Below are 12,524 nucleotides of genomic sequence, written 5' to 3' on the forward strand. Positions count from 1 at the left end.
GTTAAGCAATGACGCACCAGCAGAAATGCCGGTGCGTCATCATCACGTCAGTAAACTAGCTGACAAACTGGCGGAATAGCGCTTTACCTTTCAACAGCCGGGATCCGAGCCAGCCGCCGCACAGGGACAGCAGCACGGCGCCGCAGACGGGCAGCGTGAGCCACAGCCGCCAGTCGGGCTCCCACGGGAAGTCGAAGACTTTGCTCTGGAGTACCGCCAGCGCCGTTTCCGCCCCGATGGCCGCCACCAGGCCCGCCACCAGCCCGAGCAGGGCAAATTCGCTCCACAGCGTGGCGCGCAGCAGCCGTTTACTGGCCCCCAGCGTGCGGTAGACAACCAGCTCCTGATGACGCTGACGCATGCCGACCTGCACCTGCGCCAGCAGCAGCAATATGCCACAGATCGTCACCAGCACCACCATCACCTCCAGCGCGCGGCTTACCTGCTCCAGCACCTGCCCGACCTGTTTAAGGATCGCGCCGATATCCAGCAGGCTCACCGTCGGAAATTCCCGGTTAAGCTGCGTCAGCATGCCGTTGCCGTTTTCCCAGCGGAAGCTGGTGAGCCAGCTCTGGGGCTGTCCGTCCAGCGCACCCGGCGGGAAGATGAAGAAGAAGTTTGGCCGCAGGCTTTCCCAGTCCACTTTACGCAGGCTGGTAACTTTGGCGGTGAAATCCTGGGTATCACCGGTGAAGGTCACGCTGTCGCCGAGGTTCACGTTCAGGCGTGTCGCCAGCCCCTCCTCCATCGACACTTCCCCCGCTTTCGGCGGCCAGGTGCCAGCAACGATCGGGTTATGGTCCGGACGTTTCGCCTGCCAGGTCAGGTTGAGTTCGCGGTTGAGCGATTCATCCTTATTTCCCTCCGTCGACTGGCCGTTGATCTGCGTCAGTCGGGCGCGCACGATCGGATAGAACGACTCGGGAATAATGTGATGCTCGGACAGGAAGCCCTTCAGCGGCGTCACCTGCTCGGGCGCGATGTTGATCAGGAAATAGTTCGGGCTTTCTGGCGGAAGCTGCTGCTGCCAGCGATCCAGCAGATCCCCGCGCAGCACCAGCAGAAGCGCCAGCAGCATAAACGACAGCGAAAATGCCGAGAGCTGGCTGAGGGTAGACCACGGCTGGTGCAGCAGTCGGTTAACCGCTAACCGTATGGGAAGTGATTTAACTGTCAGCTTTCTCAGCACATTAAGCAGTATCCAGCCCACTACGCCGCACAGCAGCGCCAGCACCACCGCGCCCGCCAGCACCGCCCACAGCAGCGTACTGCCGCCCATCAGCCAGGCCAGCAGCCCGACCGCCACCGCAATAATCACCGGCAGGTAGAACTTCAGCGGCCAAACGCTGGCCACCACATCGCGGCGCAGCACGCGCAGCGGCTGGGTGGCGAGTAGCAGCCGGTACGGGCGTAACCCCACCAGCAGGGAGATCGTCGTCATCGCGCCGATTGCCCACAGCCACGGCCAGAGGCTGGCAGGCGGTAATGCGGCGGGCAGTACCGGTTTGAGCAGCACCATCAGAAGCTTTTCAAACAGCAGCCCTATCGCCCCGCCGGTCAGAGCCGACAGCGCCAGCACCATCAGCCACTGGCCGACAATCAGCTTGCGCAGTTGCGCGCGGCCCGCGCCGAGGGTTTTGAGGATCGCCACCAGATCGTAACGGCTGCGGCAGTAGTGCCCCATCGCCACGGCAACCGCCGCAATGGCAAGCAGCAGGGTTAACAGCGCCGACAGCAGCAGGAACTGCTGAGAACGCTCAAGAGATTTGCCGAGCGCCCCGTCATCCTGCTCCAGCCCGTACCAGCGGTGTTCCGGCTTGAGCTGCGGCAGGAGCCATTTTTCGTACGCCTCCAGCTGAGCTGGCGTTCCGCCAAACTTATACCGCCAGGTGACACGGCTTCCCGGCTGGACGGCGTGGGTTTTCGCCACATCCGCGGTGTTCATCAGCAGGCGCGGCGCAAGCTGGAACGGATTAAATCCGGAGTCGGGCTCCTGCACCACTTCCCCGGCAATTTTGAGTGTCGCGTCGCCGACGTCGATACTGTCGCCGGGTTTCAGGTTCAGCAGCGCCATCAGTCGCGATGCCAGCAGGACCGTACCGGCCGTCGGTTTTAGCCCCGGCGGGCTGGTTTGTAAGTCACCGTACATCGGGTAGATGTCATCCACGGCTTTTACGCTGGCAAGCTGCGGCGTGTCGCCCGCAAAGGTCATGGTCTGAAAGGTGATCTGCTCCCCTACTTTCAGCCCCTCTTTGCGCGCTTCCTCTATCCAGCCCGGCGGCACGGGGCGAGAACTTTGCAGAGCCCGGTCTCCGGCCATAAATTCCCGACTCTGCTGGCTAAGCCCTTTCTCCATACGATCGCTGACGCTACCGAGCGCCAGCACGCAGGCCACCGCCAGGCTCAACGCCAGCCAGACAATCAGCAGCGAGGGCGAGCGCCACTCGCGCCAGAACCAGCGGGCAATCATGCTTCCTCCTGAAGAATACCGTTCACCAGCCGCAGGCGGCGGTCGCAGCGGGCGGCCAGCTGCGGGTCGTGGGTAACCAGAATCAGCGTGGTGCCGTGCTCGCGGTTGAGGGAAAACAGCAGATCGGCAATTTTGTCCCCGGTTTTACGGTCGAGATTGCCCGTTGGCTCATCGGCAAACAGCACTTCCGGGCGCCCGTTAAACGCCCTGGCCAGCGCCAAGCGCTGCTGCTCACCGCCGGAAAGCTGTGCCGGAAGGTGGTCGAGACGTTTTCCCAGCCCCAGCTGTTCCAGCAACGCCTTCGCGTGATCGCGGCTTTCACGGGTATTTTCACCGCGCAGCAGGCCAGGTAGCTCAACGTTTTCCAGCGCGTTCAGCGTCGGGATCAGCATGAATGACTGAAAGACAAACCCGATATGCCGGGCTCGCAGCGCGGCGCGGGCCTCTTCATCAAGCGCGTGGAGGGGCTGGCCGACCAGGTTCACTTCCCCACTGCTGCCATCGTCCAGACCGGCGAGAATGGCCAGCAGCGTGGACTTACCGGAACCGGATTCACCAATCAGGGCGATGGTTTCGGCACGTTTGACAACGAGTTCAACTCCGGTGAGGATGGAAAGCTCGTGTTCCCCCTGACCGACGGACTTCTTAAGACGATGAACTTCAACAATGTTTTCCGCTGGCATTTGCCCTTCCTGTTTTTGATGCTGATGACCTTCCGCGCGGCGGCTGCGGACACGTTATTGATTCTGGGCGACAGCCTGAGCGCGGGCTATCGTATGGCCGCCAGTGCGGCCTGGCCCGCCCTGCTCAATGATAAATGGCAGTCACGGGCCTCTGTCGTGAACGGCAGCATCAGCGGCGATACGTCGCAGCAAGGCTTATCGCGCCTGCCTGCCCTGCTTAAGCAGCATCAACCGCGTTGGGTGCTGGTCGAACTGGGCGGTAATGATGGTTTGCGCGGCTTCCAGCCTCAGCAAACGGAGCAAACGCTGCGGACCATTTTGCAGACCATTAAGGCCGCCAATGCCCAGCCGCTGCTGATGCAAATTCGCCTGCCCGCTAACTACGGCCGTCGGTATAATGAGGCGTTTAGCGCGATCTATCCTAAGCTTGCCAAAGAGTTTGATATTCCGCTGCTGCCATTTTTCATGGAAGAGGTCTATCTGAAACCCCAGTGGATGCAGGATGATGGCATTCACCCCAATCGCGATGCCCAGCCGTTTATTGCCGACTGGATGGCAACCCGGCTGGCTCCTTTAGTAAAACATGACTCGTCACACAGCTGAGAACCTGACAGGTAAAGTTATGCAAAAATCGGTCTTAATAACAGGATGTTCCAGCGGAATTGGCCTTGAAAGCGCCCTTGAACTGAAACGTCAGGGGTTTTGGGTGCTGGCAGCCTGCCGCAAACCCGAGGATGTCGAACGCATGCGAGGGCTGGGATTTACCGGCATTCTGCTGGATCTCGATTCGCCAGAGAGCGTAGAGCAGGCCGCCGATGAGGTTATCGCCCTGACCAACAACCGTCTTTACGGTCTGTTCAACAATGCGGGCTACGGCGTGTACGGCCCGCTACAGACTCTCTCACGGGAACAGCTGGAGCAGCAGTTCTCCGCAAACTTTTTCGGGGCGCATCAGCTTACCATGCGCCTTCTCCCGGCCATGCTGCCGCACGGCGAAGGGCGGATTGTCATGACCTCCTCGGTGATGGGCCTGATCTCCACGCCGGGCCGCGGGGCTTACGCTGCCAGTAAATATGCGCTTGAAGCCTGGTCCGATGCGTTGCGCATGGAGCTGCGCCACAGCGGTATTAAGGTCAGCCTGATTGAACCCGGCCCGATCCGCACCCGCTTTACGGAAAACGTTAACCAGACGCAGGCGGACAAACCGGTCGAAAATCCCGGCATCGCGGCGCGTTTTACGCTTGGGCCAGAAGCCGTCGTTGCCAAAGTGCGCCACGCATTTGAGAGCGATACCCCTAAAATGCGCTATCCGGTCACGCTGGTGACCCATGCCGTCGGCTGGTTGAAACGCCTGCTGCCGGGGCGGATGATGGACAAAATTTTGCAGGGTTGAGTTGAAGCGACCACGCTTACCCCCATGTAAAGAGTAAACCGATAAAAGAGAATGCCGCATGTCCGTACAGAATATCGTCAACATAACTGAAGCTAACCTGCAACAGACGCTCGAACAGTCAATGACTAAACCGGTGCTGTTCTACTTCTGGTCTGAACGCAGCCAACACTGCCTGCAACTGACGCCGGTCCTGGAAAGCCTTGCCGCGCAGTACAACGGTCAGTTCATTCTGGCGAAGCTGGATTGTGACGCCGAACCGATGGTGGCTTCCCAGTTTGGCCTGCGTGCGATCCCAACCGTCTACCTGTTCCAGAACGGTCAGCCGGTGGATGGCTTCCAGGGGCCGCAGCCTGAAGAGGCGATCCGCGCCCTGCTGGATAAAGTCCTGCCGCGCGAAGAAGAGCTGAAAGCGCAGGAAGCCATGGCGCTGATGCAGGAAGGCAAGTACGACGAGGCGCTGCCGCTGTTAAAAGACGCGTGGCAGCTGTCGAACCAGAACAGCCAGATTGGTCTGCTGCTGGCAGAGACCCAGATTGCACTGCACCGCCCTGAAGACGCGGAAGCCGTGCTGAAAACGGTGCCGATGCAGGATCAGGATACCCGTTATCAGGGTCTGGTGGCGCAGATTGACCTGCTTAAACAGGCGGCCGATACCCCTGAAATTCAACAGCTTCAGCAGCAGGTTGCGGACAACCCGCAGGATGCCGCGCTGGCAAGCCAGCTGGCGCTTCAGCTTCATCAGGTGGGGCGTAACGAAGAGGCGCTGGAGCTGCTGTTTAGCCATCTTCAGAAGGACCTGGGCGCCGCAGACGGACAGGCTCGGAAGATGTTCCAGGAGATCCTGGCCGCGCTGGGTACCGGTGACGCGCTGGCGTCGAAATATCGTCGTCAGCTGTACGCGTTGCTCTACTAGCAAAAAAATGCCCGGTGGCGCTAACGCTTACCGGGCCTACAAAAGCAGATATTACCCCGTCGTTTTCAACTGCGTCACCACCAGCTGGTGGCGAGCGTTGTAAAACTTCCGATAGGTCAGGTAGCAGGCAATGATGGTGGACAGGCTCGCCGTAGAGAGCAGCATAAACGTCACCATAATCTGGTATTTAATGGCTTTTACCGGATCGATACCGGCAAAAATCAGCCCCGACATCATGCCCGGCAGGCTCACCAGACCCACCGTTTTGGCGGAATCCACCGTTGGGATTAGCGAAGAGCGAATGCTGTCGCGGATCAACCTCGCCGAGGCCACCTTCGGCGTCGCGCCAAGGCTTAGCTTCTCCTGAAGCTGCTGCTGTTCACTGCTGAACCGTTGCCCCAGATTGTTGTAGCACAACCCGACCGCCACCATCGCATTGCCCGCAATCATCCCGGAAATGGGGATCACCTGCATCGGCGTAAATTCTATCGAGCCGGAAAGCACCAGCACAGCCAGCGTTAACGCGGTCCCGGTAGTGATGGCGATCAACGACGAAATGAACGCTTTATCGATGTATTTACTGCGTTTCTGCGCGTTCCATGCCGCGTTAAAGCAGATAAACAGCACCATCAACAGGGTCAGCACGGCATGATTGACGTTGAAGATGTATTTCAGCACATAGCCGACGATGATGAGCTGAATGACCGCGCGGGCGATACTCCAAAGAATATCTTTTTCCAGCCCCAGCTTTTCCCGGTAGCTGACCACAATCGCCACCAGCACCAGGACCATCGACAGCGCCAGCGATTCGTTAGTTATGTTATGTTCACCCACGGTGAGCCTCCTCCATTTTCCCGCCCTGCGGCCTGAGCGTGATGACATCATCCGCATGGGTAATTTCATTTGAATCATGCGTCACCCACAGCACGGCAATATTCTGCTCCCGGGCGTAGCGATGGATAATGTCATTGACGTTGCGCTTGTTAGCGTCATCCAGCGCGCTGGTGATTTCGTCCAGCAACAGCGCCTTCGGCAAGAATTGCAGGTTACGGATCAGCGAGACGCGCTGCTTTTCCCCGCCCGACAGTTCGGCGATCGATTTGGTCAGCGTCTCCGGCGAAAGCCCGAACCGGGTCAGATCGTCGGTAAACTTTTTCGGATCAGGCGTTTGGTTGCGGATGTGCCAGGGGAAAACCAGATTGTCGTACACCGTGTCGCCAAACAGGGACGGCGTCTGCACGCAGTATGACACCTGCTGGCGATAGCTTTCCGGTGAAAGCGTGGCGATATCTTTTCCTGCAAACAGGATGGTTCCCTCCGTTGGGCTCAGTAGCGAAGCCACGATTTTCAGGAGGGTGCTTTTGCCGCAGCCGGAGGGACCGGTTATCAGTTTAAATTCGCCCGGAGAGAGACAAAAATCGACGTGCTGAAGGATGGTGTTATCACCCACACGAAAGCCAACATCCCTGATATCCAGAAGATTTTTTTTATTATTCATTCCGATTCCATTAACCGCTGTGATAAGAAGAGCCTTTAGCATAATCCTTTCCGCTACGCAGCGCGAATAGCCTTAACCTATAGCAAGTGTTAAACTTTTTGCCTGTTTATTGTCACCTCTATAACTACAGGAAGTCAGCAACATGACACATATCTTTTATGAGTTCTCCTCCCTGAAGCCTGGTGTTCCTGATGTGGAAACATTAATGGAAGTCATCAATTCTTCTGAACTCACGCGTTTTGTCATGGGGGCAGAGGTGGTCGATTTTGTTAAGAAGGCGCTCATCGTTAACACCACAATCGGTAGCTTTAAAAACTGCTATTTTGCTTTCGATGATGGGGCTTACTTTCTCGAGTTTGACGGCAAGGGTAAATCCAGACGCTTTACTGAGGTGCCTGACTGGTTCGTTTCCCCTGCGGAATTTGCCCGCTCGCAATGGCTGATTAACCATGACCTGGCCGATGTGAAGGCGACGGCGTTTATTGACGTGCTGATGTCCTACCCGCTTAAAGAGCGCCGGGCGCACTGCAATCTGCTGTTTGGTCTGGATCTGCATAAGGTCAATGTGGTTCCGGCACCTACAGCCCCTGCCGGAAAAATGGGCAATAAAAACGGAAAAACTACCAAGCCTCGCGTTACGGATCTCGGCTCTTTTGAGCTTTTTACCGCGTTCTTTGCGCGTATGAAAACCGCCGTCAATGCTAATGAATTCCCTACCCTACAGGTGCTGACCGGCCAGGAGGATCTTACAAAAGCGCCGCACAACTTAAAGCAAGGGATCAGAACCTGGTTTAAAGCGATTACTGGCGATCTGCCGCCGAACAACAAACGTGTCGGAGCGGGCAATGCGGTGCTGTTCTGCGCTCCCGTTCGCGAGCAGATCCAGCAGATAGAGGCCATCGGCCTGGAAAAATACTATCAGGGATTATCAAAAGCCATCGCTGACGCCGGGGATGGGTTTATCACTGACTTCAGCTATACCTGGTCTGAAAAGTAACGCTTTGCGCCCCGCATCCCGAACGGGGCGTTTTATTTCTGCCAGTCCGGTTCCCACCTCTTTACAGGGGCGAAATCCTGTTCGTTAGCCGATATACTTACGTTCAACAAATACGCAGTTTTTCTCGTTACGGCATGCAAAACAGGAGGTTTTTATGCTCATCGTTGTTCCCGTCCTTATTTTCGTTGCGCTGGTTATCGTGGGCGCAGGCGTCAAAATTGTCCCGCAGGGTTACCAGTGGACCGTCGAACGCTTCGGTCGCTACACCAATACCCTTCAGCCGGGTTTAAGCCTGATCGTCCCGTTCATGGACAGAATTGGGCGCAAGATCAACATGATGGAGCAGGTGCTGGATATCCCTTCTCAGGAAGTCATCTCCAAGGATAACGCCAACGTCACCATCGATGCGGTGTGCTTTATTCAGGTGATTGATGCGCCAAAAGCGGCCTATGAGGTGAGCAACCTGGAGCTGGCGATCGTCAACCTGACCATGACCAACATCCGTACCGTGCTTGGCTCGATGGAGCTGGATGAAATGCTCTCCCAGCGCGACAGCATTAATACCCGCCTGCTGCACATTGTGGATGAAGCCACCAATCCGTGGGGGATCAAAGTGACACGCATTGAGATCCGCGACGTGCGCCCACCGGCAGAGCTGATTGCTTCCATGAACGCGCAGATGAAGGCCGAGCGTACCAAGCGTGCCTATATTCTTGAAGCCGAAGGGGTGCGTCAGGCTGAAATCCTGAAAGCGGAAGGGGAAAAACAGTCGCAGATCCTGAAAGCCGAGGGCGACCGTCAGTCTGCCTTCCTCCAGGCGGAAGCGCGTGAACGTTCGGCAGAAGCGGAAGCCCGCGCGACGCAAATGGTCTCCGAGGCGATTGCCGCCGGGGATATCCAGGCCGTGAACTACTTCGTCGCACAAAAATATACCGATGCGCTGAAGGAGATCGGCTCCGCGAACAACAGCAAAGTGGTGATGATGCCGCTGGATGCCAGCAGCCTGATGGGGTCTATCGCCGGAATTGCCGAACTGATCAAAGACGGCGGAAACGAGCGTAAAAAATGATTGAGCTCATCGTTGCACATCCTCATGCGTTCTGGCTAAGCCTTGGCGGACTGCTGCTGGCCGCCGAGATGCTTGGCGGCAACGGTTATCTGCTGTGGAGCGGGGTTGCCGCGGTGATTACCGGGCTGGTCGTCTGGCTGCTGCCTGTCGGCTGGGAGTGGCAGGGCGCGCTGTTTGCCGTGCTGACGCTGCTGGCCGCCTGGCTGTGGTGGCGCTGGCTGAACAAACGGGTGAAGGCGCAGAAGCCGGTCGACGCGCATCTCAACCAGCGTGGGCAGCAGATCGTGGGTAAACGCTTTACGCTTGATAACACGCTAATAAACGGACGCGGTCATATGCGCGTGGGGGACAGTTCGTGGCCGGTGGTGGCCGATGATGACCTCAGCGCCGGCACGCGGGTTGAGGTCATCGCGGTGGAAGGTATTACCCTGCGGGTTAAAGCCTGTTAGGCGTGGGTTTTACGGTGGCAGCAGCCGGAAAGATTGTCGATAATCGGGCACTCGGCGCTGTCATCTCCCGGGCAGGATTCTGCCAGCTGTAACAGTTGCTCACGCATCGCCTGTAATTCGATGATATGGCGTTCGATCTCCGCCACTTTTTCAAGCGTACGTTTTTTCACGTCGGCACTGTGGCGTTTCGGATCGTTAAACAGGTTAACCAGCTCGCCGCACTCTTCAAGGTTAAATCCTACCTTTCTTGCCTGGCGCAGTAACGTCAGTTCATCAAGATGCAGCTGCGTATAGCTGCGGTAGCCGTTCTCACTGCGCAACGGTGGCGTCACCAGCCCTTTTTCCTCATAAAAGCGAATCGCTTTGCTGGTTAAGCCGGTTTTTTTCGCAACATCGCTGATATTCACATTTCCCCCTTGACCTTCCCCTTGATGGAAGGTTTAACCTTCATAACAGTTAGCGAAAAGCAGAGTGAAGGTCAACAATTGACCAGAACATTATACGGGAGTTTTGTTATGTCTCACACTATTGACCTGACACTGGACGGCCTCTCCTGCGGCCACTGTGTCAAACGCGTTAAAGAAAGCCTGGAGCAGCGTCCTGACGTGGAAAGCGCTGAGGTGACTATCGATCATGCTGCCGTGACCGGCAGCGCCAGCGCCGACGCGCTGATTGATACCATTAAACAGGCCGGTTACGGGGCGGAGTTAAGCCACCCAAAGGCTAAACCGCTGGCAGAGTCATCATCCCCGTCGGAAGCACTGACAGCGGCCACTCCTGAGCTTCCGGTAGCTGATGACATTGATGACAGCCAACAACTGCTGATCAACGGCATGAGCTGCGCCAGCTGCGTTTCCCGGGTACAAAACGCCTTACAGGCGGTACCGGGTGTAGCACAGGCACGGGTAAACCTGGCGGAGCGTACTGCGCTGGTGATGGGCAGCGCCTCCGCCGCAGAGTTAGTGCAGGCCGTGGAGAAAGCGGGCTACGGGGCGGAGGCCATCGAAGATGATGCCGAGCGCCGCGAGCGCCAGCAGGAAACGGCTGTCGCCACCATGAAGCGCTTCCGCTGGCAGGCGATTGTCGCCCTGCTGGTCGGTATTCCGGTGATGGTGTGGGGCATGATGGGTGACAACATGATGGTCACCGCTGACAACCGCACCCTGTGGCTGGTGATTGGTCTGATTACCCTTGCGGTGATGGTGTTTGCAGGCGGGCATTTCTATACCAGCGCCTGGAAGAGCCTGAAAAACCGCACCGCGACGATGGACACGCTGGTCGCGCTCGGTACCGGCGCGGCGTGGCTGTATTCGATGAGCGTTAACGTCTGGCCGCAGTGGTTCCCGATGGAGGCGCGCCATCTCTATTATGAAGCGAGTGCGATGATTATCGGTCTGATCAACTTAGGCCATATGCTGGAAGCCCGCGCCCGTCAGCGTTCCTCGAAAGCGCTGGAAAGATTGCTTGATTTAACCCCGCCGACGGCCCGCATGGTCACGGACGACGGGGAAAAAAGCGTTCCGCTCTCAGAGGTACAGCCGGGAATGACGCTGCGCCTGACCACCGGCGACCGCGTGCCCGTCGACGGTGAAATCACCCAGGGCGATGCCTGGCTGGATGAAGCGATGCTGACCGGGGAGCCTATTCCCCAGCAGAAATCCGATGGCGACGCCGTGCATGCCGGTACGGTGGTACAGGACGGCAGCGTGCTGTTCCGCGCCAGCGCGGTCGGGAGCCATACCACGCTGTCACGCATCATTCGCATGGTCCGCCAGGCGCAGAGCAGTAAGCCGGAGATTGGTCAGCTTGCCGATAAAATCTCCGCCATTTTTGTGCCGGTGGTCGTCGGTATTGCCCTGCTGAGCGCGGCGATCTGGTATTTCTTCGGCCCGGCGCCGCAGATTGTCTACACCCTGGTGATCGCCACCACGGTGCTGATCATCGCCTGCCCTTGTGCCCTTGGCCTGGCAACGCCGATGTCGATTATCTCTGGCGTCGGACGCGCCGCCGAATTTGGCGTACTGGTCCGTGATGCTGACGCCCTGCAACGGGCAAGCACGCTGGACACCCTTGTCTTTGATAAAACCGGCACGCTCACCGAGGGCAAACCGCAGGTGGTGGCCGTCAGTACCGTTGGCTGTACGGAGACGGATGCCCTGCGCCTGGCCGCCACGCTGGAACAAGGCTCCAGCCACCCGCTGGCGCGCGCCATCCTGGAGAAAGCCGGTGATGCCCGTCTGCCGCAGGTAAGTAACTTCCGCACCCTGCGCGGTTTAGGGGTCAGCGGTGAAGCCGAAGGCCATACGCTGCTGCTGGGAAACCAGGCACTGCTGACTGAACACGGCGTTGATACGTCCGCGCTGGACGCAGAGCTGAACGCGCAGGCCTCTCAGGGCGCGACGCCGGTTCTGCTGGCGAGGGATGGTCAGGTGGCGGCGCTACTGGCCGTGCGCGATCCGTTACGCCAGGACAGCGTAGATGCCTTACAGCGCCTGCACCGCGCGGGCTATCGTCTGGTGATGCTGACCGGGGACAACCCGACCACCGCCAACGCCATCGCCAAAGAAGCCGGTATTGATGAGGTGATCGCGGGCGTGCTGCCGGACGGCAAAGCGGACGCCATCAAGAACCTGCAAAGTCAGGGTCGCCAGGTGGCGATGGTGGGCGACGGCATCAACGACGCCCCGGCGCTGGCGCAGGCTGACGTAGGAATTGCGATGGGCGGCGGGAGCGATGTCGCCATTGAAACCGCGGCGATCACCCTGATGCGCCACAGCCTGATGGGCGTGGCGGACGCGCTGGCGATTTCGAAAGCCACGTTGCGCAACATGAAGCAGAACCTGCTGGGGGCGTTCGTCTATAACTCGCTCGGCATTCCGATTGCCGCCGGGATTTTGTGGCCGCTGACCGGTACCCTGCTGAACCCGGTTGTTGCGGGTGCGGCGATGGCGCTCTCGTCAATTACCGTGGTGAGCAACGCTAACCGTCTGCTGCGGTTTAAACCGAAGGATTGAACCTTGTACCCGTACGCGCTAGCATGAACCTTTCCGTT

12 protein-coding genes are annotated in these 12,524 nt (G+C 58.3%); 7 read left to right on the plus strand and 5 right to left on the minus strand.

Annotated features, from left to right (window positions below; translation table 11 throughout):
- Positions 1-55: 55 nt before the first annotated feature.
- Together ybbP and ybbA are read right to left on the minus strand one after the other, a co-directional pair.
- Entirely contained in the window at positions 56-2,470 is a 2,415-nt protein-coding gene (gene ybbP / locus SK53_RS10185) for a putative ABC transporter permease subunit YbbP (RefSeq protein WP_023315549.1), read from the minus strand.
- Entirely contained in the window at positions 2,467-3,153 is a 687-nt protein-coding gene (gene ybbA / locus SK53_RS10190; protein ID WP_048209237.1) for a putative ABC transporter ATP-binding protein YbbA, read from the minus strand. Before ybbA ends, ybbP begins: the two co-directional genes overlap by 4 nt.
- On the opposite strand from ybbA, the gene tesA reads away from it, so the two are divergent.
- Genes tesA through SK53_RS10205 form a run of 3 tightly spaced genes read left to right on the plus strand, consistent with a single transcriptional unit; the run spans position 3,124 to position 5,459 of the window.
- Complete coding sequence (gene tesA, locus SK53_RS10195; RefSeq protein WP_048209435.1) at positions 3,124-3,756, plus strand: multifunctional acyl-CoA thioesterase I/protease I/lysophospholipase L1; 633 nt, start codon at positions 3,124-3,126, stop codon at positions 3,754-3,756. The genes ybbA and tesA overlap by 30 nt on opposite strands.
- A complete protein-coding gene (locus SK53_RS10200; RefSeq protein WP_181011170.1) occupies positions 3,737-4,546 on the plus strand; it encodes an SDR family oxidoreductase in 810 nt (269 codons plus the stop codon). Before tesA ends, SK53_RS10200 begins: the two co-directional genes overlap by 20 nt.
- Before the next feature lie 58 nt (positions 4,547-4,604).
- Positions 4,605-5,459, plus strand: coding sequence for a co-chaperone YbbN (locus tag SK53_RS10205; protein ID WP_003858935.1), 855 nt, complete (start codon positions 4,605-4,607; stop codon positions 5,457-5,459).
- A 51-nt stretch (positions 5,460-5,510) separates the two neighbouring features.
- On the opposite strand, the gene fetB is transcribed toward SK53_RS10205, so the two are convergent.
- Together fetB and fetA are read right to left on the minus strand one after the other, a co-directional pair.
- Positions 5,511-6,293 carry an iron efflux ABC transporter permease subunit FetB gene (fetB, locus tag SK53_RS10210; protein ID WP_048209238.1) on the minus strand — a complete coding sequence of 261 codons (783 nt, stop codon included), beginning with the start codon at positions 6,291-6,293 and terminating at the stop codon, positions 5,511-5,513.
- Positions 6,286-6,957 (minus strand): iron efflux ABC transporter ATP-binding subunit FetA, encoded by a 672-nt coding sequence (gene fetA, locus SK53_RS10215; protein ID WP_015571235.1) that lies wholly within the window; start codon positions 6,955-6,957, stop codon positions 6,286-6,288. The genes fetB and fetA overlap by 8 nt, the downstream gene beginning before the upstream one ends.
- A gap of 142 nt (positions 6,958-7,099) precedes the next feature.
- Here fetA and SK53_RS10220 point away from each other — a divergent pair, with 142 nt between their 5' ends.
- The 3 genes from SK53_RS10220 (at position 7,100) to SK53_RS10230 (ending at position 9,472) form a co-directional block, all read left to right on the plus strand.
- Positions 7,100-7,954 (plus strand): hypothetical protein, encoded by an 855-nt coding sequence (locus tag SK53_RS10220; protein WP_023324252.1) that lies wholly within the window; start codon positions 7,100-7,102, stop codon positions 7,952-7,954.
- 154 nt (positions 7,955-8,108) lie between these two features.
- On the plus strand, positions 8,109-9,023 hold the full coding sequence (locus SK53_RS10225; RefSeq protein WP_003858941.1) for an SPFH domain-containing protein: 915 nt from the start codon (positions 8,109-8,111) through the stop codon (positions 9,021-9,023).
- Positions 9,020-9,472, plus strand: a complete 453-nt coding sequence (locus SK53_RS10230) for an NfeD family protein (RefSeq protein WP_022650512.1) — start codon at positions 9,020-9,022, stop codon at positions 9,470-9,472. Before SK53_RS10225 ends, SK53_RS10230 begins: the two co-directional genes overlap by 4 nt.
- On the opposite strand, the gene cueR is transcribed toward SK53_RS10230, so the two are convergent.
- A complete protein-coding gene (cueR, locus tag SK53_RS10235; protein WP_048209240.1) occupies positions 9,469-9,879 on the minus strand; it encodes a Cu(I)-responsive transcriptional regulator in 411 nt (136 codons plus the stop codon). The genes SK53_RS10230 and cueR overlap by 4 nt on opposite strands.
- Positions 9,880-9,987: 108 nt before the next feature.
- Here cueR and copA point away from each other — a divergent pair, with 108 nt between their 5' ends.
- Positions 9,988-12,486 carry a copper-exporting P-type ATPase CopA gene (gene copA / locus SK53_RS10240; protein ID WP_048209242.1) on the plus strand — a complete coding sequence of 833 codons (2,499 nt, stop codon included), beginning with the start codon at positions 9,988-9,990 and terminating at the stop codon, positions 12,484-12,486.
- The last annotated feature ends 38 nt before the right edge of the window (positions 12,487-12,524 follow it).

Source organism: Enterobacter sp. MGH119, assembly GCF_001037675.1.
GTDB classification, from domain to species: Bacteria; Pseudomonadota; Gammaproteobacteria; order Enterobacterales; family Enterobacteriaceae; genus Enterobacter; species Enterobacter hormaechei_C.

Bases quoted from the DNA above. Each gene is read 5' to 3' on its own strand.
- ybbP (WP_023315549.1), bottom strand. From the start codon at position 2,470: ATGATTGCCCGCTGGTTCTGGCGCGAGTGGCGCTCGCCCTCGCTGCTG.
- tesA (WP_048209435.1), top strand. From the start codon at position 3,124: ATGAACTTCAACAATGTTTTCCGCTGGCATTTGCCCTTCCTGTTTTTG.
- ybbA (WP_048209237.1), bottom strand. From the start codon at position 3,153: ATGCCAGCGGAAAACATTGTTGAAGTTCATCGTCTTAAGAAGTCCGTC.
- SK53_RS10200 (WP_181011170.1), top strand. From the start codon at position 3,737: ATGACTCGTCACACAGCTGAGAACCTGACAGGTAAAGTTATGCAAAAA.
- SK53_RS10205 (WP_003858935.1), top strand. From the start codon at position 4,605: ATGTCCGTACAGAATATCGTCAACATAACTGAAGCTAACCTGCAACAG.
- fetA (WP_015571235.1), bottom strand. From the start codon at position 6,957: ATGAATAATAAAAAAAATCTTCTGGATATCAGGGATGTTGGCTTTCGT.
- SK53_RS10220 (WP_023324252.1), top strand. From the start codon at position 7,100: ATGACACATATCTTTTATGAGTTCTCCTCCCTGAAGCCTGGTGTTCCT.
- SK53_RS10225 (WP_003858941.1), top strand. From the start codon at position 8,109: ATGCTCATCGTTGTTCCCGTCCTTATTTTCGTTGCGCTGGTTATCGTG.
- SK53_RS10230 (WP_022650512.1), top strand. From the start codon at position 9,020: ATGATTGAGCTCATCGTTGCACATCCTCATGCGTTCTGGCTAAGCCTT.
- copA (WP_048209242.1), top strand. From the start codon at position 9,988: ATGTCTCACACTATTGACCTGACACTGGACGGCCTCTCCTGCGGCCAC.